Origin of the sequence: Streptomyces sp. NPDC002573 (genome assembly GCF_042889625.1) — a bacterium.
Lineage (GTDB): Bacteria > Actinomycetota > Actinomycetes > Streptomycetales > Streptomycetaceae > Streptomyces > Streptomyces gibsoniae.
Genome location: NZ_JBIARC010000005.1, coordinates 127,385 through 149,664 on the forward strand (window position 1 = coordinate 127,385; position 22,280 = coordinate 149,664).

Genomic DNA, 22,280 nt, shown 5'->3' on the forward strand with positions numbered 1-22,280 from the left:
ACGTGAACAGTACTCCCTCGCCGACGCGCCCTGAGTGACGCTGATCTTCCTCAACATCCGCCAGCACGGCACGCCGGAGGGTCCGCCGCGCAGCCTGCACGCGCTGTGGCACGAGGAGACCGACGAGGTCCCGACGCTCGCGGTCAGCGGCGGCCTCGTGGCCGAGACGCACCCGTACACCCGGGCCGGTCTGGTGGACACGCTGGTCCAGATCATGGGGATCGTCCGGCCGACGCTGGTGCGCACCATGGACCCGGACCCCGACCGGCTGGTGCACGACGAGAACTTCCCGCAGCGGCACGACCACGGCGACCTGGCGGTCCTGCGACCACACCGCCGCCGCCCTGTTCTCCTGGCTCGCCCTGGACCGCTACCAGGGCCCGGCCGAGAACCGCGCCTTCACGGTGGAGGCGTACCGCGGCTACTACAACGAACGCTGGCCGCACAACCTCAGCCCGCAGGCCGTCTCCCTGAAGGAGTACTTCCTCAACGTCTACGGCGCCGCGGATGGGTACGACGGCGGGGACCCCGCCGGCAGCGGCGACTACGCGGTCGGTCTGAACGCCCGGCGCACGGGCTGGGTGCAGAGCACCGCACCACGCCATCCGTCCGGGACGAACTGGCTGCTCGCTGACCGGCGGGGCCGACTGGCGGCCTTCGCCGTGGTCAACCAGCAGGCCGCGGTGTGGCTGGAGGCCCAGCCCGGCGCCGACCAGTGGCGCGGCCCCTTCTTCCTCGGCGGCGGCCCGCTCGCACCGAACCTCGCGGTGAGCCTCACCCCGGACGGCCGCTGGCAGATCTTCGCCCTGCGACTGTCCCGTCTCGCCCCGGACGGCGCCAACGCCCGCGAGATCGTGCTGCTCGAACAGTCCGAGCCGGACGGGGTGTTCCCCGGCTGGATCACCCTGGGCAACCCCTCCGCGGGCGACCCGCAGCGCGACCGCCACCTCGGCGCACCCGCGGTGACCAGGGACGGCAGAGGCCGGCTGCACCTCTTCGTGCGCAACGCCGGCCAGGGGCTGCACAGCCGTGTCCAGGAGACCGACGGCTCCTGGGGCGAGTGGACCGACCTGCGCGGCCATGAATTCAGGAGGGACTCACCGCGCTCACCGCGCCGAACGGCCATGTGGAGGTGTTCGCCGCCAGTCGCGAGGGCGTCTTCCACTGGTCGCAGAGCAACCTCGACACGCCGCCCAGCCGGGCACCCCGCTTCCGGCTCACCGAGCCGGCCGGTCCCGCCGCGGCCGTCGTCCAGCCCGGCGGCCAGGTCATGACGGTCTACCGGCAGCCAGGATCGGGCCGTCTGCTGATGGCGCGGGAGGACGCTCCCGGAGGCCGGTGGGCCCGGCCGGCGGCCTCGATCGGGGGCCGCGGCGGCTTCGGCGCGATCGCCCTCGCGGCGGGACCGTCGCCCGAGGCGGGCACCCTCGTCGCCACCCGAGGCGACCTGGGCGGTTGGCCTACCGCTTCCTGCCGGGCGACGAGTCCTGGCGGGAGCTGCCCACGACCGCGCTGGGCGGCACGATCGCGCACGCGCCCGCGGCCGCCTTTGACGCGCTGGGCCGCGCCACCATCGCGGTCCTCGGCGCGGACGGCCGGCTGGCCGTCGCCCGCCAGACCGCCCCTGGCTCACCGGAGTTCGGCCCCTGGCAGATCACCGGCTGACCCGGTCGCCGGTCCAGCCGCGTACGACGAAGGGCCTCCGCGCGATGCGGAGGCCCTTGTCATGTACGGCAGTTGCCGCCGGGATCGGCTACGGCGGTTACGCCGGGACCGACGCCAGGCCCTGCGCCAGGAACCTCTTGCCGTTCACGCGCTCGGAGACACCCTCGCGGTCCAGGTACGGCGTGATGCCGCCCAGGTGGAAGGGCCAGCCGGCGCCCGTGATCAGGCACAGGTCGATGTCCTGGGCCTCGGCCACGACGCCCTCGTCGAGCATCAGACCGATCTCCTGCGTAACCGCGTCCAGCACCCGGACGCGGACCTGCTCCTCGGTCAGCACCGAGTCGCCCTGCTTCAGCAGCGCGGCGACCTCCGGGTCCAGCTCCGGCTTGCCGCTGTCGTAGACGTAGAAGCCGCGCTTGCCTGCCTCGACGACCGCCTTGAGGTTCGAGGAGACCGTGAAGCGGTCCGGGAACGCCTTGTTGAGGGTCTCCGAGACATGCAGACCGATCGCCGGGCCGACCAGCTCCAGCAGCACCAGCGGGGACATCGGGAGGCCCAGCGGCTCGACCGCCTTCTCCGCGACCTCGACCGGGGTGCCCTCGTCGATGACGTTCTGGATCTCGCCCATGAAGCGGGTGAGGATGCGGTTCACGACGAACGCCGGGGCGTCCTTGACCAGAACCGCGGTCTTCTTCAGCTTCTTGGCGACGGCGAACGCCGTGGCGAGCGAGGCCTCGTCGGTCTTCTCGCCGCGGACGATCTCCAGCAGCGGCAGCACCGCGACCGGGTTGAAGAAGTGGAAGCCGACGACCCGCTCGGGGTGCTGGAGCTTCGACGCCATCTCCGAGACGGAGAGGGAGGAGGTGTTGGTCGCGAGGATCGCGTGCGCGGGCGCGACCGCCTCGACCTCGGCGAACACCTGCTGCTTGACCGACATCTCCTCGAACACGGCCTCGATGACGAAGTCCGCGTCCGCGAAGCCCTCGGCCTTGTCCAGGACACCGGAGACCAGCGCCTTGAGGCGGTTGGCCTTGTCCTGGTTGACGCGGCCCTTGGCGAGCAGCTTGTCGATCTCGGCGTGGACGTAGCCCACACCCTTGTCGATGCGCTGCTGGTCGATGTCCGTGAGGACGACCGGGACCTCGAGGCGACGCAGGAAGAGCAGGGCGAGCTGCGAGGCCATCAGACCCGCGCCGACCACGCCCACCTTGGTGACCGGACGCGCCAGGCTCTTGTCGGGGGCGCCCGCCGGACGCTTGCCGCGCTTCTGGACGAGGTTGAACGCGTAGATGCCGGAGCGCAGTTCGCCGCCCATGATCAGGTCCGCGAGCGCCTTGTCCTCGGCGTCGTAGCCCTGCTGCAGGTCGCCGTTCTTGGCCGCGGCGATGATGTCGAGCGCGCGGTAGGCGGCCGGAGCCGCGCCGTGCACCTTGCTGTCCGCGATGAAGCGGCCCCGGGCGACGGCCTGGTCCCAGGCCTCGCCGCGGTCGATCACCGGGCGCTCGATCTCGATCTCGCCCTTGAGGACGGACGCCGTCCAGATCAGCGACTGCTCCAGGAAGTCGGCGCCCTCGAACAGGGCGTCGGCGATGCCCAGTTCGTAGACCTGCTTGCCCTTGAGCTGCTTGTTCTGGTTGAGCGAGTTCTCGATGATGACCGAGACGGCCTTGTCGGCGCCGATCAGGTTCGGCAGCAGGGCGCAGCCGCCCCAGCCCGGAACGAGACCGAGGAACACCTCGGGCAGGGAGAACGCCGGGAGGGCCGCGGACACCGTGCGGTAGGTGCAGTGCAGGCCGACCTCGACGCCGCCGCCCATCGCCGCGCCGTTGTAGTACGCGAACGTCGGGACGGCCAGCTTCGACAGGCGCTTGAAGACCTCGTGGCCGCCCTTGCCGATGGCCAGCGCGTCCTCGTGCCGCTTCAGCAGCTCGACGCCCTTGAGGTCGGCGCCGACCGCGAAGATGAACGGCTTGCCGGTGATGCCGACACCGACGATGTCGCCGTCCGCGGCCTCCTTCTCGACCTGGTCGATCGCGGTGTTGAGGTTCGCGAGCGACTGCGGGCCGAAGGTGGTCGGCTTGGTGTGGTCCAGGCCGTTGTCGAGGGTGATCAGGGCGAAGCGCCCGGCGTTCAGCGGCAGGTCGAAGTGGCGTACGTGCGCCTGCGTGACGACCTCGCCGGGGAACAGCTCGGCCGCACCCTTCAGCAGCTCAGCGGTGGTGCTCACTTGTCCCCCTCGAAGTGCGGGTTCTCCCAGATGACCGTCGCGCCCATGCCGAAGCCGACGCACATGGTGGTGAGGCCGTAACGGACCTGCGGCTGCTCCTCGAACTGGCGGGCCAGCTGCGTCATCAGACGGACGCCGGAGGAGGCGAGCGGGTGACCGAAGGCGATGGCGCCGCCGTACTGGTTGACGCGCTCGTCGTCGTCCGCGATGCCGTAGTGGTCCAGGAAGGCCAGGACCTGCACCGCGAAGGCCTCGTTGATCTCGAACAGGCCGATGTCGGAGATGGACAGACCCGCCTTGGCGAGAGCCTTCTCCGTCGCCGGGATCGGGCCGTAACCCATGACCTCCGGCTCGACGCCCGCGAAGGCGTAGGAGACCAGACGCATCTTGACGGGCAGGCCGTTCTCGCGCGCGAAGTCCTCGGAGGCGATGATCGAGGCGGTGGCGCCGTCGTTCAGACCGGCCGCGTTGCCCGCGGTGACCCGGCCGTGGACGCGAAACGGCGTCTTGAGGTTCGCCAGGTTCTCCAGCGTGGTGCCCGGGCGCATCGGCTCGTCGGCCGTGACCAGGCCCCAGCCCGTCTCGCCGGCCTCGGGGCTGGTGCGGCGGACCGAGATCGGCACCAGGTCCTGCTGGATCTTGCCGTTGGCGTACGCCTTGGCGGCCTTCTCCTGCGAGCGCACCGCGTACTCGTCGGCACGCAGCTTGGTGATGTGCGGGTAGCGGTCGTGCAGGTTCTCCGCCGTCATGCCCATGAACAGGGCGGACTCGTCGACCAGCTTCTCGCTCACGAACCGCGGGTTCGGGTCGACGCCCTCGCCCATCGGGTGGCGGCCCATGTGCTCGACACCACCGGCGATGACGGCGTCGTAGGCGCCGAACGCGATGGAGCCCGCCGTGGTCGTCACGGCCGTCAGTGCGCCCGCGCACATACGGTCGATGGAGTAGCCGGGCACCGAGGTCGGCAGGCCCGCGAGGATGCCCGCGGTGCGGCCGAGGGTCAGGCCCTGGTCGCCGATCTGGGTGGTCGCGGCGATGGCGACCTCGTCGATCTTCTTCGGGTCGAGACCCGGGTTGCGGCGCAGCAGCTCCCGGATCGCCTTCACGACGAGGTCGTCGGCGCGGGTCTCGTGGTAGATGCCCTTCGGGCCCGCCTTGCCGAACGGGGTGCGGACGCCGTCGACGAAGACGACGTCCCTGACGGTACGAGGCACGATGGCTCTCCTCCAGGGTGCGGGATGGCACTGCTGCGACACGCTGAGCGCGCGCTCAGCACCATGCTACTTGTGGGTAACCAAGCTGCCCAGCCCCGCCGGGCCAAGCGGTGAAGGTCACACCGTCGGCGCAGGGGCGGAAAGGGAGGAGAGGGGCAGGAGGGTGGAGAGCAGGGGGATGCTGTGGAGGGGCGGCCGGTTGGCGTGAGGTCGACGCGATCACTCGGCTTCCGGGGGGCACAGGGGGGCACAGGGGGGCGCGGTCATGCCGGTCCGGCGGTCGCGTGCGAGGTCGCGGCCGTGTTCGTGCAGCGGCGGGGCGGCGCGCGGCCGCGTTCGTACGGTGGCAGGGCGGCGCGCGGCCGCGCCCCCGTCCTTCGTGCCGGGGCGTCTCGCCCCGGCCGCCTCAGCTGTTCACGGACAGCGCGGTCACCAGTGCCGGGGTGACCTGCTCTACCTGCCAGGGCCGGGCGCCGTGTCCGGTGAGCACGGTCGTGACCGACGCGGCGTCGACCGGCTTCGGGGGCTCCCAGCACAGGCGCCGTACGACGTCCGGGGAGATCAGGTTCTCCTGCGGCATGGAGAGCTGCTCGGCGAGCGTCGAGACCGCGGCGCGCGCGGCGGAGAGCCGGGCCGCGGCCGCCGGGTCGCGGTCGGCCCAGGCCCGCGGCGGCGGGGGACCGGCCACCGGCTGCCCGGGCTGCGGGAGCTCGGCCTCGGGCAGAGCCCTCGCCCGGTCGATCGCGGCCTGCCACTGCTCCAGCTGACGCCGGCCCATGCGGTGACCGAAACCGTTCAGCGCGGCCAGGGCGTGCACGTTCGGCGGCAGGGCCAGTGCGGCCTCGACGATCGAGGCGTCCCCGATCACCTTGCCCGGCGAGACGTCGCGGCGCCGGGCGATCCGGTCCCGGGTCTGCCACAGCTCGCGGACGGCCGCCATCTGCCGGCGGCGGCGCACCTTGTGCATCCCGGACGTACGGCGCCAGGGGTCCTTGCGCGGCTCGGCGGGCGGCGCGGAGGCGATCGCCTGGAACTCCTGCTGGGCCCAGTCCAGCTTGCCCTGCCGGTCCAGCTCCTTCTCCAGGGCGTCCCGCAGGTCGACGAGCAGCTCCACGTCGAGGGCGGCGTAGCGCAGCCACGGCTCGGGCAGCGGCCGGGTCGACCAGTCGACGGCCGAGTGCCCCTTCTCCAGGACGAAGCCCAGGACGCTCTCCACCATGGCGCCGAGGCCCACCCGCGGATACCCGGCGAGGCGACCCGCCAGCTCGGTGTCGAACAGGCGCGTGGGCACCATGCCTATCTCGCGCAGACAGGGCAGGTCCTGGGTGGCGGCGTGCAGCACCCACTCCACACCGCTGAGTGCCTCGCCCAGGCCCGACAGATCGGGGCAGGCCGCCGGGTCGATCAGTGCCGTGCCCGCGCCCTCGCGGCGCAGCTGGACCAGATAGGCGCGCTGGCCGTACCGGTAGCCGGACGCGCGTTCGGCGTCGACGGCGACGGGGCCGCTGCCGGCGGCGAACGCGGCGATCACCTGGGCGAGCGAGGCCTCGTCGGCGATCACGGGCGGAATGCCGTCGCGCGGCTCCAGCAAGGGGATCGGCGCTGCTTCGACATCGTCCGGAGGGGCGCCTCCGGTGGTTCGCAGTGGGCTGTCTGCTGCGGTCTCTTGGGCGTCGGTCACCTGTCAAGGGTATCTGTGCGTGGACGGCGCCCGACGACGGAACGTTCCGTCGTCGGGCGCCGGAGGGGCGTAAACCAGTCACGTGTGAGACATGGCGGCGTGCGCTTCCCGTGCTCGCGGGCGGCGCGGGGCGCGTGCGTCCAGGGGGTGGTCGGTGACCCGGACTCGTGTCGGCGGCGACTCGGTGTCGGCACGGCCGGGGGTGTGGGGTGCGGGGACGGGGGGTCGGGGGCGGTCAGTGGATGATGCCGGTGCGCAGGGCCACCGCCACCATTCCGGCGCGGTCGCCGGTGCCCAGCTTGCGGGCGATGCGGGCGAGATGGCTCTTGACGGTCAGTGCGGACAGGCCCATGGAGACGCCGATCGCCTTGTTCGACTGGCCCTCGGCGACGAGGCGCAGCACCTCGACCTCGCGGCCGGACAGCTCGCGGTAGCCGCCCGGGTGGCTCGGGGCACCCGGGGGGCGGCGGTGCAGGCGCGCGGCCGCGGCGCCGATGGGGGCGGCGCCGGGCCGGGTGGGGAGCCCGACGTTCGTGCGCGTACCGGTGACGACGTAGCCCTTCACACCGCCCGCGAGGGCGTTGCGGACCGCGCCGATGTCGTCGGCGGCGGACAGGGCGAGACCGTTGGGCCAGCCCGCGGCTCGGGTCTCCGACAGGAGGGTGAGGCCGGAGCCGTCGGGGAGGTGGACGTCGGCGACGCAGATGTCACGCGGGTTGCCGATACGGGGGCGGGCCTCCGCGATCGACGACGCCTCGATGACGTCGCGCACTCCGAGCGCCCAGAGGTGGCGGGTGACGGTGGAACGGACCCGGGGGTCGGCGACGACCACCATGGCGGTCGGCTTGTTCGGGCGGTAGGCGACCAGGCTTGCGGGCTGCTCGAGGAGAACGGACACCAGGCCTCCTGGGGGTGCGGGACGGGGCCGGCTCTGGGGATGAAGCCGGGACGAACCGTGCTTTCAAGGTCACAGTCGTCTTCGGCACCAAACCCGTGCTCCTTTAGAGAATGATCACGATTTGGTGAGTAACAATCCGGGCAATTCGGATGCGCGAGCGATCAAGGGAAGATCGAATGGGTTCGGTCTTTTGTGGATAAGGGGCCGAAAGTGGTCGTATCGACAAAGAGACGGCAAGAACGGTCAAGTCGGGGTTGACAAGATCGAGGCCTACGCGCGTGTGACCTTCACTGCACTCGCCGCCGAGGGCGTCAACGGGGCTGCGGCCCCCGCCGCTGCGGCAGCGTCACCACCGAGCCGTCCCCCGGGGCCGCCGGGGGCAGACCCGCCACCTGTGCCAGCAGCTCGCACCAGGAGGCCAGATGGGCGGCGGTGTCCGGAATGCCGCCGAGACCCTCACGCGGTGTCCAGGAGGCGCGGATCTCGATCTGCGAGGCGGCTGGCCGGGCGGCGAGCCCCCCGAAGTAGTGCGAACTCGCGCGCGTGACGGTGCCGCTCGGTTCGCCGTAGGACAGCCCGCGGGACTGCAGGGCGCCGGTCAGCCAGGACCAGCACACCTCGGGCAGCAGGGGATCCGCGGCCATCTCCGGTTCGAGTTCCGCGCGCACCAGGGTGACCAGACGAAAGGTGCCCTGCCATGCCTCGTGTCCGGCGGGGTCGTGGAGCAGGACGAGACGTCCGTCGGCCAGATCCTCGTCCTCCTGGACGACCGCCGCCTCCAGGGCATAGGAGAACGGCGCCAGCCGCTGCGGCGGGCGCGTGGGCTCGGCCTCGATCTCGGCCCGAAGGCGCGCGGCCGTCAGCGCGTCGACGGCGGCACGGAAGGGCGCCGGGGCCGTATCCCTCCCATCGGGGTCCTCCTCCTTCGCGTCGTCCATTCCGTCAGTGCCGTCCGTCAGTCGTTCCTGAGCCGCAGCCATGCGGGGAAGGGTAAGGGGAAGAAAGCGCGTTCGCAGGGAGAGACACCCGAAGCCGGCGGCGGTTTGGCGGGGAACGGCGCGGTGTGGTTGCGGCCGTCGGCGCCGGGGCACCACCGCGCGCCGGGCGTGAGGTCCGACAGCCCCGCGCTCCGGGCGCAGCACTGGCGAGCCCCCTCCGCGGGGTGCGGCCGACCCGGGACAGGGATGTCGGTGCGGCGTGCGAGACTTTTCGCGTGAGTGCCAATGACCGCCCCGCGACGGGCCAGCCGACAGCGACGTACGACTCCGCCTTCCTGAAGGCGTGCAGGCGCGAGCCCGTGCCGCACACGCCGGTGTGGTTCATGCGGCAGGCGGGGCGCTCGCTGCCCGAGTACCGCAAGGTGCGCGAGGGCGTCCCCATGCTGGAGTCCTGCATGCGGCCCGAGCTGGTCACCGAGATCACGCTCCAGCCGGTCCGCCGGCACGGCGTGGACGCGGCGATCTACTTCAGTGACATCGTCGTCCCCCTCAAGGCGATCGGTGTCGACCTCGACATCAAGCCGGGCGTCGGCCCCGTCGTCGCGCACCCGATCCGCACCCGAGAAGACCTGGCGCAGCTGCGCGATCTGACCCCCGAGGACGTCTCGTACGTCACGGAGGCCATCGGGATGCTCACCGCCGAACTGGGCGCGACCCCGCTGATCGGCTTCGCGGGCGCCCCCTTCACCCTCGCGAGCTACCTCATCGAGGGCGGCCCCTCCCGGACGTACGAGCACACCAAGGCGCTCATGCACGGCGACCCGCAGCTGTGGGCCGACCTGCTGGACCGGCTCGCGGAGATCACGGCCGCCTTCCTGAAGGTCCAGATCGAGGCGGGCGCCTCGGCCGTCCAGCTCTTCGACTCCTGGGCCGGCGCCCTGGCTCCCGTGGACTACCGCCGCTCGGTGCTGCCCGCCTCGGCCAAGGTCTTCCGCGCCGTCGAGAGGTACGGCGTGCCCCGAATCCACTTCGGTGTCGGCACCGGTGAGCTGCTCGGCCTCATGGGCGAGGCCGGCGCGGACGTCGTCGGTGTCGACTGGCGCGTCCCGCTCGACGAGGCGGCCCGCCGCGTCGGCCCCGGCAAGGCCCTCCAGGGCAACCTCGACCCGGCGATCCTCTTCGCCCCGACGGCGGCCGTCGAGGCGAAGACCCGGGAGGTGCTGGGCGCCGCCGCGGGCCTCGAGGGCCATGTCTTCAACCTCGGCCACGGCGTGATGCCGTCCACCGACCCCGACGCCCTCACCCGGCTCGTGGAGTACGTCCACACGCGGACGGCCCGCTGACCGTCCCCCGCCCGCCCGTTCACCACCCGGGCCGCGCCTGCCTGCCCCAGCGCAGGCCGCGCGGCTCGGGCGGCGCCGGGGTGCCCGCGCGCAGCGGCCAGGCCAGGATCATGCCGACGACGAAGCCCACCACATGGGCTGCGTACGCCACGGTGCCGGCGCTGGAGACGCCCTGGCCGGACGAGTAGAACGCCTGGAGCACGAACCAGAACCCCAGCACGATCCACGCGGGCAGCCGCAGCGGCAGGAAGAGCAGGAACGGGACCAGGATCCATACCCTGACCCGCGGATACAGCACCAGATACGCGCCGAGCACGCCCGCGATCGCACCGGACGCGCCGATCAGCGGGTCGCCCGAGGTGTCGTTGAGCAGGGCGAAGCCGTATCCGGCCGCGTAGCCGCACGCCACGTAGAAGAGCGCGAAGCGGAAGTGGCCCAGGCGGTCCTCGATGTTGTTCCCGAAGATCAGCAGGAACAGCATGTTGCCCAGCAGATGAAGCCAGCTGCCGTGCAGGAACATCGCCGTGAAGACGGACGCCGGCGGCGACTTGTGATAGCCCGGCGGGGCCACCACACAGCCCGGGCCGTGCGGGCCGACGCCCGCCGCGCCCGTGGGCACAAGTCGTGGCAGTTGATCGTGGATCAACTCCCGTGGCACCGCCGCGTAGTGGTCCAGGAACGCCTGGAGATGACACAGCTGGGACAGGTCGCTCTGGCCCGCCACCGAACTCGCTATGCCGGGGGTGAACAGGAAGACGACGAAGTTGGCGGCGATGAGCGCGTATGTCACATAGGGCGTGCGTCGCACCGGGTTGACGTCATGAACGGGAATGACCACAAGAAATTAGTGCCCGGGATGCGACCGGCGAACCGGTGAACGCGGTGCTCCGCCTGTGCGTATGTTTCCTCAACCGCCCGCGGTGCGGGGAAGGCGTGTCGCGGGGACGACGTGAGGAACAGGCGATGAACGACCGAGTTACTCCTCCGATACACGCCCTGCCCGACGGCGAGGCCGAGCTGGCGCTCGTGATCCATCTGCCCTGGGAGGACGTGGCCCGGCTGGGCCAGGAGGCCGGGCGGCTGGCGTCCCAGATGCAGCGTCCCGTGACCCTCGACGAGGCCGTCAGCCACCGGCTGCGCTCCACCCGGGCCGGCGCCGCGCACGCCAAGCCCGCCGTGCAGCCCCAGCCGGCCGCCGTGACCTCCAGCGCGTCCGTGTCCTCGCTGCCGCCGCGCCCGCCGGCCGAGCAGGCCCGGCAGGCGATCGAGCGGATCAACGGGGTCGGCCAGCACGAGACGGCCTGACCGGACGGGAACCGCGACCGGTGGCCGCCGGTCGCGCCGTCTCCCGCTCCTATCGGGGCGCTTTGGCCACCGCCGCGGCCGCCTTGCGAGCGGCCACCAGGACCGGGTCCCACACCGGGGAGAACGGCGGCGCGTAGCCCAGGTCGAGGGCCGTCATCTCCTCCACCGTCATCTGTGCCGTCAGCGCCACCGCCGCGATGTCGACGCGTTTGGCCGCGCCCTCCCGGCCGACGATCTGGACGCCGAGCAGACGCCCCGTACGGCGCTCGGCGAGCATCTTGACGGTCATGGGGGCGGCGTCGGGGTAGTAGCCCGCGCGGCTGGTCGACTCGATGACGACCGTCTCGTACTGCAGCCCGGCCCGTCGCGCGTCCTTCTCCCGCAGCCCGGTGCGCGCGATCTCCAGGTCGCAGACCTTGCTCACGGCCGTGCCGACCACGCCCGGGAACGTGGCGTAGCCCCCGCCCACATTGGTGCCGATGACCTGGCCGTGCTTGTTGGCATGGGTGCCCAGCGCGATGTGCCGCATCCGCCCCGAGACCAGGTCGAGCACCTCCACGCAGTCGCCGCCCGACCAGATGTTCTCGTGGCCGCGCACCCGCATGGCCAGATCGGTGAGCAGTCCGCCGTGCGCGCCGAGCGGCAGACCGGCCGCCTGCGCGAGCGCCGTCTCCGGGCGTACGCCGATCCCGAGGATGACCACGTCGGCCGGGTACTCGGCCGCGTCCGTGCCGACCGCCCGCACCCGGCGTCCCGCACCGTCCCCCGTGAGGATCTTGGTGACCTCGGCGTCGTTCACCATGGTGATCCCCAGCCCCTCCATGGCGCGGTTCACCAGCCGGCCCATATCCGGGTCGAGGGTCGCCATGGGCTGGCTGCCACGGTTGACGACGGTGACCTCGTAGCCGCGGTTGATCATCGCCTCGGCCATCTCCACGCCGATGTAACCCGCGCCGACGACCACCGCGCGACGCCCCGGCGTGGCTGCGAGCGAGTCCAGCAGGGCCTGGCCGTCGTCGAGTGTCTGCACCCCGTGCACCCCGGGCGCGTCGACGCCGGGCAGATCGGGACGGATCGGCCGGGCACCGGTCGCGATCACGAGCTTGTCGTACGACGTCCACGACTCGGCCCCGGAATCGACGTCCCGCGCGCGTACCCGGCCCCGGGCCACATCGATCTCGGTGACCTCCGTCCGCATCCGCAGATCGATGGCGCGTGCGCGGTGCTCCTCCGGCGTGCGGGCGATCAGCCGGTCCCGGGAGTCGACGTCGCCGCCGACCCAGTACGGGATGCCGCACGCCGAGTACGAGGAGAAGTGGCCGCGTTCGAACGCCACGATCTCCAATTGGTCCGGACCCTTGAGGCGGCGTGCCTGCGATGCGGCGGACATGCCCGCCGCATCGCCGCCGATGACGACGAGGCGCTCTTTCGTACGGCTCATGCTCATGCGAACACGCTACGAGGACGCGGCACCTTTGGCCGGATCCGGACCCGGTGCGGTGACGGCCGGGCCCGGTGGGGACACCTGGCCCCTGCGGGGCTGTCGGTGGTGTCTGAGAGGCTGGGGGACATGAGCGCACTGCACGCCCGCGCGGACGCGGGGCACGTCGTCGTCATCGGAGGCGGGATCGCGGGACTGGCCGCCGCTCACCGGCTGCTGGACCGGGGCGCGCGGGTGACGGTCCTGGAGGCGTCGGACCGGCTCGGCGGCAAGCTGCTGCCCGGCGAGATCGCGGGCGTGCGGGTCGACCTCGGGGCCGAGTCGATGCTGGCCCGGCGGCCCGAGGCGGTGGCGCTGGCCCGTGCGGTGGGCCTCGGGGACCGGCTCCACCCGCCGGCCACGGCGACCGCCTCGATCTGGACCCGCGGCGCCCTGCGGCCGATGCCCAAGGGCCATGTCATGGGCGTCCCCGGCACCGCGTCCGCGCTCCTCGGCCTCCTCTCCGACGAGGGCCTGCGCCGCATCGAGGAGGACGCACACCTGCCGCGCACGGAGGTCGGCGACGACGTCGCGGTCGGGGAGTACGTGGCGGACCGCCTCGGCCGCGAGGTCGTCGACCGCCTGGTGGAACCCCTGCTGGGCGGGGTGTACGCGGGCGACGCGTACCGCATCTCGATGCGCTCGGCGGTACCGCAGCTCTTCCAGGCCGCGCAGTCCCACGACTCGCTGACGGAGGCCGTCCGCGACATCCAGGCGAAGACCGCCGCGGCCGCGCAGGCGGGCCCGGTGTTCATGGGCATCGAGGGCGGAGTCGGCCGGCTTCCGCTCGCCGTCGCGGAGTCGGTCCGGGCCAGGGGCGGCGAGATCCTGCTGAATTCCGTCGTGGAGGGGCTGCACCGCACCGGCGAGGGCTGGGAGGTCCTGGTCGAGGACCGTCTGTACGAGGCGGACGCCGTGGTCGTCGCCACCCCCGCCCCGCAGGCCGCCCGGCTGCTGCGCACCGCGTCCCCCGAGGCCGCCGCCGAACTGCGCGCCGTCGAGTACGCCTCCATGGCCCTGGTCACCCTCGCCTACCGTCGTGCCGACGCCGCCCTCCCCGACGGCAGCGGCTTCCTGGTGCCGCCGGTCGACGGACGCACGATCAAGGCGTCGACCTTCGCCTCCCGGAAGTGGGGCTGGATCGCCGACGAGAACCCCGACCTGCTCGTCCTGAGGACGTCCGTCGGGCGGTACGGGGAGACCGAGATCCTCGATCACGAGGACGCCGACCTGGTGGCCGTCTCGCGCAGCGACCTGTGGGAGGCGACCGGCCTGGACGCCACCCCGGTGGAGACCCGCGTCACCCGCTGGACGGACGGCCTGCCCCAGTACCCCGTCGGTCACCACGCGCGCGTGGCCCGCGTCCGCGAGTACGTCGCGAAGCTCCCGGGACTGGCCGTCTGCGGTGCGGCCTACGACGGGGTCGGCATCCCCGCCTGCATCGCGAGTGCGTACGCGGCCGTCGACCAGTTGGGCGGCGATCTGCGCGGTGTGCAGGAGCTCACCGCCAACCCGGTGCAGAGCCTCCATGGCGGAGCGGGAGAATAGGCACATGAGCGACGACGCACCCACCACCGAGTCCGGCAGGATCCCGAACAAGGGCAAGCTGGCCAAGGACCTCAACGAGGTCATCCGCTACACGCTGTGGTCCGTCTTCAAGCTGAAGGACGTACTGCCCGAGGAACGCGCCGGGTACGCCGACGAGGTCCAGGAGCTGTTCGACCAGCTCGCCGCGAAGGACGTGACCATCCGCGGTACGTACGACCTGTCGGGCCTGCGCGCCGATGCCGACCTCATGATCTGGTGGCACGCGGAGACCAGCGACCAGCTGCAGGAGGCGTACAACCTCTTCCGCCGCACGAAGCTGGGCCGCGCCCTCGCCCCGGTCTGGTCGAACATGGCGCTGCACCGCCCCGCCGAGTTCAACCGCTCGCACATCCCGGCGTTCCTCGCCGACGAGACGCCGCGCAACTATGTGAGCGTCTACCCGTTCGTGCGCTCGTACGACTGGTACCTGCTGCCGGACGAGGACCGCCGCCGGATGCTCGCGGACCACGGCAAGATGGCCCGCGGCTACCCGGACGTGCGCGCCAACACGGTCGCCTCGTTCTCCCTCGGTGACTACGAGTGGGTCCTCGCCTTCGAGGCCGACGAGCTGCACCGGATCGTCGACCTCATGCGCCATCTGCGCGGCTCCGAGGCCCGGATGCACGTCCGCGAGGAGATCCCCTTCTTCACCGGCCGCCTTAAGTCGGTGGCCGAGCTGGTCGCCGGTCTCGCCTGACCGCGGCGCATGCGCGCCGGGCGCCCCGGGGTGCCCGGCGCGTCAGCCTGTCACGGGGGGAGGCGGGCCGGATGTGGCGGGCGGCAGCGGATACGTCGCCGACGGCGTCACCGGAACCGGTGTGCCCGGGTCCGTGGTGGGGCCCGGCGGTGCGGGGGAGTAGGTCAGTGGCGGCGGGGAGGCGGTGGCCGCGTCCCGGGCCAGCGCGTCGAAGTCGACGAAGCCCGTGGCCTCCAGGACCTTGATGTGGTCCAGCACGGTGGCGTTGGCGTCGTCGGCGAGGGCTCGCACCAGTGAGTTGCGGGTGGTCGCGCGGACCTGGGCGACGACGGTGAAGACCTTGCCATGGGCCTGGCGCAGCAGATCGGCGAAGTCGCGGTCGTACTCCTCGCCCTGGGCCGTGTTCAGCGTCGCGAGCCACTGCTGCTGTTGCGCGTTCGGCTGATCGGGCAGGGCGAGTCCGAGGCGCCCGGCGACATCACGGACCCGTGCGTCCAGGAAGGTGTGGCCCTGGACCAGATGCTCTCCCGCGGTGCGGACGGCCTGGGTGGTGCCCTTCTCCTCGGCCTGCTGCCCCGCCGGCAGTTCCCACAGCCCGGCCAGCCGGACCCGGGTGACGAAGTCCCGGTCCAGCGCGGACAGCGGGCCGTAGCTCGTCGGGACGGTCTGGGCGTTCAGGGTGTCCAGTCCGGTGCCGGAGCGGTCCGCGTAGGACCAGACCGGGAAGACCAGTGCGGCGAGGGTCCCCGCGAGCATGGTGATGAGGATCCCGGTGCCGCTGAGGATTCCGCGGCGTCTGACGGGTCTGGATCGCATGGGTGCCTCCTGCATGCGGCACCGCGCGCCAATGCGCTGCGGGTGCGATTTGGCATGCTACTGCGCCCTCTGCGTCAACTGTCGTGAGGGAAGAAACAGTTGGAAAAGCGGGTATGCCACATGGAATGCCCCGTGGAGGGCGAGGGGCATTCCCTTGCGAAGGCGTCCAAAACGACCGCCGTATTCGAGCCTTGAGGCGCTGTGTTAATCGCGGCACACGCGGGAAGGCCTCCGGCATGTGGCAGGGAGTGCTACGGGGGCTGGGGTGACAGGGGGCGGGCGCCCGTGAGCGGTACGACTCCGGGGACTCAGTGCCGCAGCAGCGCCCGGCGTGTGGCCCGGGCCAGCCGGGCCGCGGGATGCCGGGACGGCGGGGTGGGCCCCGAGCGCTCCAGCCACCAGTCGTGCAGCCGTCGCCGCGCCCCGGCGTCCTCGGGGAGCCCGGCCCGCAGCAGATGCTCGGCGAAGTCGAGGGCGTCGCGCCGGTAGCCCCCGGTCATCGGACGTCTCTGGGCGTAGTCCAGGAAGACCTGCCGGAACGCCTCCCCGAGGATCACCGGCAGTTCGGGCGCGACCTTCGCGACGACGCCGGCCCGCTTGGCGGCCAGGGCGCGCGCCTGCACCCCGAGCCGTACCCGGTCGAATCCCTCGGGCACAGGAGTGCCGGCGACGAGGCAGGACAGCAGCGCGGCCTGCGCGAGCGCGAGCCGCTCCCGTGCGGACGCGCCACCACGACCGCCACCAACTCCGTCACCGTCATCGCCACGGCCGGATCCCGGGCCCGCCACCGACTTGCCCGGACCCGTGTCGCGCGCCGACTCGTCCGCACCCGCCAGGCCCACCGACCCGGCCCTCGCCTTCTCGACCGTCAGCCGGATGGCGGACAACTCCCGCTCCAGTTCGCCCGGTTCGGGGAAGTTCTCGTCGCGCTCCAGGAGCAATCCGGGCGGCGTGGCACGGGACGCGAGGTCGGCCAGGATGTCGAGTACCGGTTGCGGCACCGGGTGGGCGTGGCTGTCGTGCCAGACGCCGTCGCGTTCGAAGCCGCCCGCGACATGGACGTACGCGATGGCCTCCACGGGCAGTTCGTCCAGCGCCCTGGCCGGGTCCTCGCCCCGGTTGACATGGTTGGTGTGCAGATTGGCGACGTCGATCAGGAGTCGTACGCCGGTGCGGTCGGCCAGATCGTACAGAAACTGTCCCTCGGTCATCTCCTCGCCCGGCCAGGAGATCAGCGCCGCGATGTTCTCGACGGCGAGCGGCACGGGAAGCGCGTCCTGGGCGATGCGGACGTTCTCGCACAGGACGTCCAGGGCGTCGCGGGTGCGCGGGACCGGGAGCAGATGGCCCGCCTCCAGCGCCCGCGAGACGGTCAGCGGCCCGCCGGCCCGTACGAACGCGATGTGCTCGGTGACCAGTGGCGAGCCCAGGGCCCCCGTGCACTCGGCGAGCGCGGCCAGCCGCGCCTCGTCGGGGCGGTCCGCGCCGCCGAGACCGAGGGAGACGCCGTGCGGGACGACGGTGACGCCGCGCTCGCGCAGCCGCACCAGCGACTCGGGAAGGTGACCGGGGCACACGTTCTCGGCCACGGTCTCGACCCAGTCGATGCCGGGCATCCGCTCCACGGCGTCGGCGATCTCCGGCCGCCACCCGATGCCCGTACCCAAACGCTCCATCGTCCCCTCCTCCGCCATGGATCACCCGGCGCACCCGCGCCCGGCCGCCGCCCCGGCCGACCCTGTGGCTCCCCGCCCCGTCCCCGCCCCGCCCGTCCCCGTCGACGACCGCCGCTGCCGGTGTGACGGAGTGATGGCCCCGGCCCCCGACGCCGAACCCTCCCCGGGGACCTTCAGAGCAACATTTGAGGTTCTGCCCGGCGCCCGCAGTCCGGCCCGTTGCCCGCCGTCTGCCGCCCGTCGCCGGACCTTCTCCGAGCCCCCGCCCCCACTTCCACTCCAACGGGGGGCACTACGGAACGCGGCCCCCAGGAAGAGCTGCTGGTGACCATGCGGCCTCTAGGCCCTGGCCCACCCCTACCTGGAGGAACCGTGATCACCCGTCCCCACAGGCACCGCCGGCGCGGTGCGGTCGCTCTCGTCCTGGCCGCCCTCGTGTCGTCCCCCGGCGTGGCACCGGCGCACGCGGCCGCGCCGTCGCAGGACGCCTGTCACGCCGTGGGCGACGCGATGCCCCACGGCGACTGCGGGCCCTTCCGCCAGGTCTTCGCCGACGACTTCAACGGCCAGTACGTGCCGCTCGGGGCCTTCACCGGCTGTGCCGGGGACGGCGACTTCCACTGCGCGGGCCTCAGGCGGTTCGGCGCCGTCTACCAGCAGTTCGGCGCCTATCCGCGTGGCTGGTACGACACGGCCAACCCCAAGAACCACTCCAACGGCAACACCCGCACCTTCGGCGGCGAGTACCGCGCCGACGACACCACCTGGATCGGCCCGTCCGCCGGCGGCGACGGGCAGCTGCACGTGCGCATGTACCGGCCGCCGGTCGGCGACAACCATGTGTCCGCGCCGGTGCCGCTGGGCTGTATGAACATCCGCTACGGCAAGTTCAGCGAGCGCTGGCGTGTGCACGGCACGCTCGACGGCTACAAGATGGCCCATCTGCGCTACGCCGGAAGCGAGATCGACTTCCCGGAGGCCGGCGAGAACTTCGCCTACGACCCGATCAGCGCCTTCGTCCACGGCTTCCGCGAGTACAACGCCGACGTCTTCGAACGCTGGACCGACTGGCACACCAGCACCTACGAGATCACCCCGTCGGGCGTCACCTTCTACCTGGACGGCAGGAGGATCGGCGGAGTGTCGGGCGACAACCCCGACGCCACGCCCTGGGTGCTCCAGAACGAGTCGAGCCTCGGCGGTCACTACGCCGCCCGGGGCTCCTCCGTCCAGATCGACACGACCTGGCTGACCTGCTACCGATACCAGGCGGCGCGCGGATGACCCCGGCGCGGGGCCGGGCGGGAGAAGCGGATCGGACACTCTTCGTCACATCGGACACTCTCCGTCACACGGTGTGGATGTCCGGCCGGACCTCCACGATGATGTCCGCGTCCGCCGCCTCGCCCTCCTCCTCGCGCCAGAGGAAGACCCGCACGTGCTTGGCCCGGGGCTGGCCGCACGCCTTCCACTCGGTCATCAGGTCGGCGACGACGAGGGCGACGGCGTACTGGGCGCCCTCGCTCGAGTCGGCGGCGCTGATCGTGCCCCGCCACCGCGCGGGGTCGCTGCCGTAGGGGCGCCATCCCTCCGAGCCGTGCGGCTCGAACACCCGGTACACCCAGTCCGTCTCGGTGCCCATAACGCCGATCCTGTCACCAAGGTGTTCCCGATGCCGCATCGGAGGGACGGCGCGCGCCGCGCGCGGTCAGCGCCGGTGCAGGGCCGGGTGGTCCGCCACCACCGTGCAGCTGCCGGGGGCGATCTCCGTGAAGCCGGCGTCGCGCACCAACGGCAGGCCGGACGCGGTCAGTTCGGCCCAGCGGGCCGGGGGAGCGATGCGGACCTGGAGCGGGAAGCCGGCGTCGCGCCAGACGGCACGCTCGTCGTCCGGCAGGGCCCACCAGGCGAGCTGCGCGCCGTGACCGGCCTGGGCCATCGCCTTGCCCGCGGACATCTCCAGGTCGGGGTTCAGCCACAGGACCGGCGTCGACGGCTCCGGATCGACGGGCGGCTCCGGGTCGTCGAGGTCCGTGCCCGAGACCTGGAGCCGGGCCAGGTCCTTGGGCCAGCCGTCCAGCGGGACCGGCGGGAAGACCCGTACCTCCGCGGACTTGCCGGTGATCGTGATGCCGGGCAGTGCCTCGGCCCGGAGCCACTCCGCGCCGCGCGCCCGGCGCACCACCTTGCGGATCCGCGCGTCCTGCCAGTCCCGCATGGCCTGGGCCCACTCGCCCTCGCCCAGCGAACGCGCGTCGCTGAGCATCACGAGCACGGCGCGTGCCGCGGTCTCCAGCGCGTCCGTACGCGCCGGGGGAGCGGCCCGCTCGATGCGCACCACCAGCGGCATGACGAACTGCGGCGCCTCGTCGCGCGCGGTGCGCTCGGAGCGGAAGGGGCTGTCCTGGCCGTCGTGCGGGGAGTCCGCCGACGTTGCGGGGGTCTGGTCACTGCTCACGACGCCAAGTGTGCCAGGGCGGAAGATCGGGTCATCGGGTGAGCCGTTTCTCCGGCGCAGATGGCGGCCGCTGGGGCCTACCGGTGCCCGCCCGGCGCTCCCACCAGCTCGGAGACCTTGACGAAGCGGTAGCCCTGCTTGCGCAGCTCGGGCACCAGCTTGCGCACCGCCGGTTCGGTCATCGGCGCGGCACTCCGTGTGCAGTGCATGATCACCACGGAGCCGGGCCGCACCCCGCGCAGCACCCGCCGGGCCACCGCCCCCGCGTCCGCGGCGAGCGCGTCCCCGCTGACCACGTCCCACTGGATCGCGGTGATCCCGAGCGGGCCGAGCGCGCGCAGGGCGCGGTTGTCGTAGCAGCCGCCGGGGAAGCGGAAGTACGGCATCGGACGGGCGACGCCCGCCTTGCGCATCGCCGTGAAGGCGCGCTCCACGTCCGCGCGCATCTTCGACGGGGGCAGCACCGGCAGCCCGTAGCAACTGTCGGTGAAAGAGTAGTGACTGTAGGAGTGGTTGGCGACCTCGAAGAGCGGATCCCTGCCGATGTCCCGGGCCTCTCCGGGGTACTGGTCGGCCCATCGGCCGGTCATGAACAGGGTGGCGGGCACCTTCAGCTCGCGCAGCGCCTCGATCAGCGCGGGATTGTCGAAGTGTTCGCCGTGCGCCGCCCGTGGCCCGTCGTCGGCGGTCATGTCCGCGTCGAAGGTGAGGGCGACGGTCTTCTTCTGTGTCCGCGCGCTCATGAAGACGGGCGTCGGTCCCGGGGCCCCGGGACCGGGCAGCGGCATTCGGGAGACGGCCGTCCAGGGCGCCACCGAGGACGGCACGGACGGCCGTCCGAGGCCGTGCGGGGCTCCGCAGGCGGCCAGGACGGCGCCGTACGCGCAGACGGTGGCGATCCGTCGTACAAGAGAGGTCACCGCGCCAACGTACGGTCGCGTCTACGAGGAGATCGGTCCCGGCGCCGGTGCGCCGGGCCGGTACGACGGCGAAGTCACCCGGCTGGGCTGCCACGGACGCCCGGCCCGGTCGGCCCCTCGGAAGGGAGCCGGCCGAGGCGGGCGGCGCAGGGTCACTCGTCGCGGGTGGCCGAGGCGGGGGCGGGGGCCGGGGGCACGTCCTCGGTCGGGGGTTCCGCCCACAGTTCCGGAGGGGCCTCGCCCGACGGGGTCGAGGCACCTTCGCCGAGGGGGACCTGGGCGAGCCCGTGCACAGGCGCCGCGGTCGGCTCCTCGGCGGCTGCCTCCGACAACTGCGGTACCGTCCCGTCCGCCGGCGCCGACGGGCTCTCGGCCGGCTGCTCCGAAGTGTCGGAGACCGGCTGCTCCGATGCGTCGAGGGCCGAGTGCGCCCCGTCCTGCCCCGTCGCGCCCTGCGCGCGCTCCAGGAACCGCAGCAACTCGACCGGGAACGGCAGGACCAGCGTGGAGTTCTTCTCCGCCGCGACCGCCACCACGGTCTGCAGCAGCCGCAGCTGAAGTGCGGCGGGCTGCTGCGACATCACCCCGGCGGCCTCCGCCAGCTTCTTGGACGCCTGGAGTTCCGCGTCGGCGTTGATGACGCGCGCCCGGCGCTCACGGTCCGCCTCCGCCTGGCGGGCCATCGACCGCTTCATCGTGTCGGGCAGCGACACGTCCTTGATCTCGACCCGGTCGATCTGCACGCCCCAGCCCACGGCCGGGCTGTCGATCATCAGCTCCAGGCCCTGGTTGAGCTTCTCCCGGTTGGACAGCAGATCGTCCAGATCGCTCTTGCCGATGATCGAGCGCAGCGAGGTCTGCGCCATCTGCGAGACCGCGAACCGGTAGTCCTCGACCTGGATGACCGCGTTCGCCGGGTCGATCACCTTGAAGTAGACGACGGCGTCCACGCGCACCGTCACGTTGTCCCGAGTGATGCCCTCCTGCGCCGGGATCGGCAGCGTCACGATCTGCATGTTGACCTTCTGCAGCCGGTCGACGAAGGGAACGATCACGGTGAAGCCGGGCGGCCTCGCCGGACCGAGCAGCCGCCCGAAGCGGAACACGATCCCGCGCTCGTACTGCTTGACCACCCGGGCCGCCGCGGACACGTACACGAGCCCCACGGCGCCGAGTCCGACCAGCGCACCCACCAGCTCCGAGAGCATGACGACCTCCTCACCGAGAGGTCCGGTGCAACCCGTGCACCCGGCATATCCGGATGCATCCGCACTTGCCTCATAATCACGATAATTCCGTCGAGGTCCACGAAGCGAGGGCCCGCCGGTGCGGTACCGGCGGGCCCTTGTGCGTCGGGGTCGGGAACGGTCCGGGG

Annotated in this window: 20 protein-coding genes; 7 read left to right on the forward strand and 13 right to left on the reverse strand. The window is 72.2% G+C overall.

Features of this window, described 5'->3' with window-relative positions; all coding sequences use genetic code 11:
- Positions 1-404 precede the first annotated feature (404 nt).
- Both ACFYX0_RS07070 and ACFYX0_RS07075 read left to right on the forward strand, forming a co-directional pair.
- On the forward strand, positions 405-1,274 hold the full coding sequence (locus ACFYX0_RS07070; RefSeq protein ID WP_388967277.1) for a hypothetical protein: 870 nt from the start codon (positions 405-407) through the stop codon (positions 1,272-1,274).
- A gap of 181 nt (positions 1,275-1,455) precedes the next feature.
- Positions 1,456-1,665 (forward strand): hypothetical protein, encoded by a 210-nt coding sequence (locus tag ACFYX0_RS07075; protein ID WP_388967280.1) that lies wholly within the window; start codon positions 1,456-1,458, stop codon positions 1,663-1,665.
- A 97-nt stretch (positions 1,666-1,762) separates the two neighbouring features.
- Here the strand turns inward: ACFYX0_RS07075 and ACFYX0_RS07080 are convergent, their stop codons facing one another.
- The 5 genes from ACFYX0_RS07080 to ACFYX0_RS07100 form a co-directional block, all read right to left on the reverse strand.
- The gene (locus ACFYX0_RS07080) at positions 1,763-3,892 is read right to left on the reverse strand and encodes a 3-hydroxyacyl-CoA dehydrogenase NAD-binding domain-containing protein (protein WP_355906128.1); all 2,130 of its coding nucleotides are present in this window, start codon (positions 3,890-3,892) and stop codon (positions 1,763-1,765) included.
- Positions 3,889-5,106: an acetyl-CoA C-acyltransferase gene (locus ACFYX0_RS07085; protein WP_355906125.1), complete on the reverse strand. Its 1,218-nt coding sequence runs from the start codon at positions 5,104-5,106 to the stop codon at positions 3,889-3,891. The genes ACFYX0_RS07080 and ACFYX0_RS07085 overlap by 4 nt, the downstream gene beginning before the upstream one ends.
- A gap of 406 nt (positions 5,107-5,512) precedes the next feature.
- Complete coding sequence (locus ACFYX0_RS07090; protein WP_388967282.1) at positions 5,513-6,787, reverse strand: ribonuclease D; 1,275 nt, start codon at positions 6,785-6,787, stop codon at positions 5,513-5,515.
- A 235-nt stretch (positions 6,788-7,022) separates the two neighbouring features.
- A complete protein-coding gene (locus ACFYX0_RS07095; RefSeq protein ID WP_003993737.1) occupies positions 7,023-7,685 on the reverse strand; it encodes a response regulator transcription factor in 663 nt (220 codons plus the stop codon).
- A gap of 311 nt (positions 7,686-7,996) precedes the next feature.
- Positions 7,997-8,665 carry a DUF3000 domain-containing protein gene (locus tag ACFYX0_RS07100; RefSeq protein WP_388967284.1) on the reverse strand — a complete coding sequence of 223 codons (669 nt, stop codon included), beginning with the start codon at positions 8,663-8,665 and terminating at the stop codon, positions 7,997-7,999.
- Between the two features lie 233 nt (positions 8,666-8,898).
- Here ACFYX0_RS07100 and hemE point away from each other — a divergent pair, with 233 nt between their 5' ends.
- The gene (gene hemE, locus ACFYX0_RS07105) at positions 8,899-9,966 is read left to right on the forward strand and encodes a uroporphyrinogen decarboxylase (protein WP_388967287.1); all 1,068 of its coding nucleotides are present in this window, start codon (positions 8,899-8,901) and stop codon (positions 9,964-9,966) included.
- Positions 9,967-9,985: 19 nt separating this feature from the next.
- On the opposite strand, the gene ACFYX0_RS07110 is transcribed toward hemE, so the two are convergent.
- The gene (locus ACFYX0_RS07110) at positions 9,986-10,804 is read right to left on the reverse strand and encodes a rhomboid family intramembrane serine protease (RefSeq protein ID WP_355906113.1); all 819 of its coding nucleotides are present in this window, start codon (positions 10,802-10,804) and stop codon (positions 9,986-9,988) included.
- A 125-nt stretch (positions 10,805-10,929) separates the two neighbouring features.
- Between ACFYX0_RS07110 and ACFYX0_RS07115 the strand changes: the two genes are divergently transcribed.
- Complete coding sequence (locus ACFYX0_RS07115; RefSeq protein WP_355906110.1) at positions 10,930-11,271, forward strand: hypothetical protein; 342 nt, start codon at positions 10,930-10,932, stop codon at positions 11,269-11,271.
- Between the two features lie 49 nt (positions 11,272-11,320).
- Here ACFYX0_RS07115 and ACFYX0_RS07120 read toward each other — a convergent pair whose 3' ends face one another.
- Positions 11,321-12,718 carry an FAD-dependent oxidoreductase gene (locus ACFYX0_RS07120; RefSeq protein ID WP_388967290.1) on the reverse strand — a complete coding sequence of 466 codons (1,398 nt, stop codon included), beginning with the start codon at positions 12,716-12,718 and terminating at the stop codon, positions 11,321-11,323.
- A 123-nt stretch (positions 12,719-12,841) separates the two neighbouring features.
- Between ACFYX0_RS07120 and hemG the strand changes: the two genes are divergently transcribed.
- Positions 12,842-14,299 carry a protoporphyrinogen oxidase gene (gene hemG, locus ACFYX0_RS07125; protein WP_388967293.1) on the forward strand — a complete coding sequence of 486 codons (1,458 nt, stop codon included), beginning with the start codon at positions 12,842-12,844 and terminating at the stop codon, positions 14,297-14,299.
- A 4-nt stretch (positions 14,300-14,303) separates the two neighbouring features.
- Complete coding sequence (hemQ, locus tag ACFYX0_RS07130) at positions 14,304-15,035, forward strand: hydrogen peroxide-dependent heme synthase (protein ID WP_388967296.1); 732 nt, start codon at positions 14,304-14,306, stop codon at positions 15,033-15,035.
- Between the two features lie 42 nt (positions 15,036-15,077).
- Here hemQ and ACFYX0_RS07135 read toward each other — a convergent pair whose 3' ends face one another.
- Both ACFYX0_RS07135 and ACFYX0_RS07140 read right to left on the reverse strand, forming a co-directional pair.
- Positions 15,078-15,851 carry a DUF4142 domain-containing protein gene (locus ACFYX0_RS07135; RefSeq protein ID WP_388967298.1) on the reverse strand — a complete coding sequence of 258 codons (774 nt, stop codon included), beginning with the start codon at positions 15,849-15,851 and terminating at the stop codon, positions 15,078-15,080.
- A 308-nt stretch (positions 15,852-16,159) separates the two neighbouring features.
- Entirely contained in the window at positions 16,160-17,527 is a 1,368-nt protein-coding gene (locus ACFYX0_RS07140) for a DUF692 domain-containing protein (RefSeq protein WP_388967301.1), read from the reverse strand.
- 372 nt (positions 17,528-17,899) lie between these two features.
- Here ACFYX0_RS07140 and ACFYX0_RS07145 point away from each other — a divergent pair, with 372 nt between their 5' ends.
- Entirely contained in the window at positions 17,900-18,811 is a 912-nt protein-coding gene (locus ACFYX0_RS07145) for a glycosyl hydrolase family 16 (protein WP_388967304.1), read from the forward strand.
- Positions 18,812-18,875: 64 nt separating this feature from the next.
- Here ACFYX0_RS07145 and ACFYX0_RS07150 read toward each other — a convergent pair whose 3' ends face one another.
- The 4 genes from ACFYX0_RS07150 to ACFYX0_RS07165 form a co-directional block, all read right to left on the reverse strand.
- Positions 18,876-19,169, reverse strand: coding sequence for a hypothetical protein (locus ACFYX0_RS07150; protein WP_311699751.1), 294 nt, complete (start codon positions 19,167-19,169; stop codon positions 18,876-18,878).
- Positions 19,170-19,235: 66 nt separating this feature from the next.
- Complete coding sequence (locus ACFYX0_RS07155; RefSeq protein ID WP_388967307.1) at positions 19,236-19,985, reverse strand: aminoacyl-tRNA hydrolase; 750 nt, start codon at positions 19,983-19,985, stop codon at positions 19,236-19,238.
- 77 nt (positions 19,986-20,062) lie between these two features.
- The gene (locus tag ACFYX0_RS07160; protein WP_388967309.1) at positions 20,063-20,905 is read right to left on the reverse strand and encodes a polysaccharide deacetylase family protein; all 843 of its coding nucleotides are present in this window, start codon (positions 20,903-20,905) and stop codon (positions 20,063-20,065) included.
- Positions 20,906-21,057: 152 nt separating this feature from the next.
- Complete coding sequence (locus ACFYX0_RS07165) at positions 21,058-22,113, reverse strand: slipin family protein (protein ID WP_388967311.1); 1,056 nt, start codon at positions 22,111-22,113, stop codon at positions 21,058-21,060.
- Positions 22,114-22,280: the final 167 nt, after the last annotated feature.

Coding starts and splice junctions, on each gene's coding strand:
- ACFYX0_RS07100 (WP_388967284.1), bottom strand. CDS start 8,665: ATGGCTGCGGCTCAGGAACGACTGACGGACGGCACTGACGGAATGGAC.
- ACFYX0_RS07115 (WP_355906110.1), top strand. CDS start 10,930: ATGAACGACCGAGTTACTCCTCCGATACACGCCCTGCCCGACGGCGAG.
- ACFYX0_RS07120 (WP_388967290.1), bottom strand. CDS start 12,718: ATGAGCATGAGCCGTACGAAAGAGCGCCTCGTCGTCATCGGCGGCGAT.
- hemG (WP_388967293.1), top strand. CDS start 12,842: ATGAGCGCACTGCACGCCCGCGCGGACGCGGGGCACGTCGTCGTCATC.
- hemQ (WP_388967296.1), top strand. CDS start 14,304: ATGAGCGACGACGCACCCACCACCGAGTCCGGCAGGATCCCGAACAAG.
- ACFYX0_RS07135 (WP_388967298.1), bottom strand. CDS start 15,851: ATGCGATCCAGACCCGTCAGACGCCGCGGAATCCTCAGCGGCACCGGG.
- ACFYX0_RS07140 (WP_388967301.1), bottom strand. CDS start 17,527: ATGGAGCGTTTGGGTACGGGCATCGGGTGGCGGCCGGAGATCGCCGAC.
- ACFYX0_RS07150 (WP_311699751.1), bottom strand. CDS start 19,169: ATGGGCACCGAGACGGACTGGGTGTACCGGGTGTTCGAGCCGCACGGC.
- ACFYX0_RS07165 (WP_388967311.1), bottom strand. CDS start 22,113: ATGCTCTCGGAGCTGGTGGGTGCGCTGGTCGGACTCGGCGCCGTGGGG.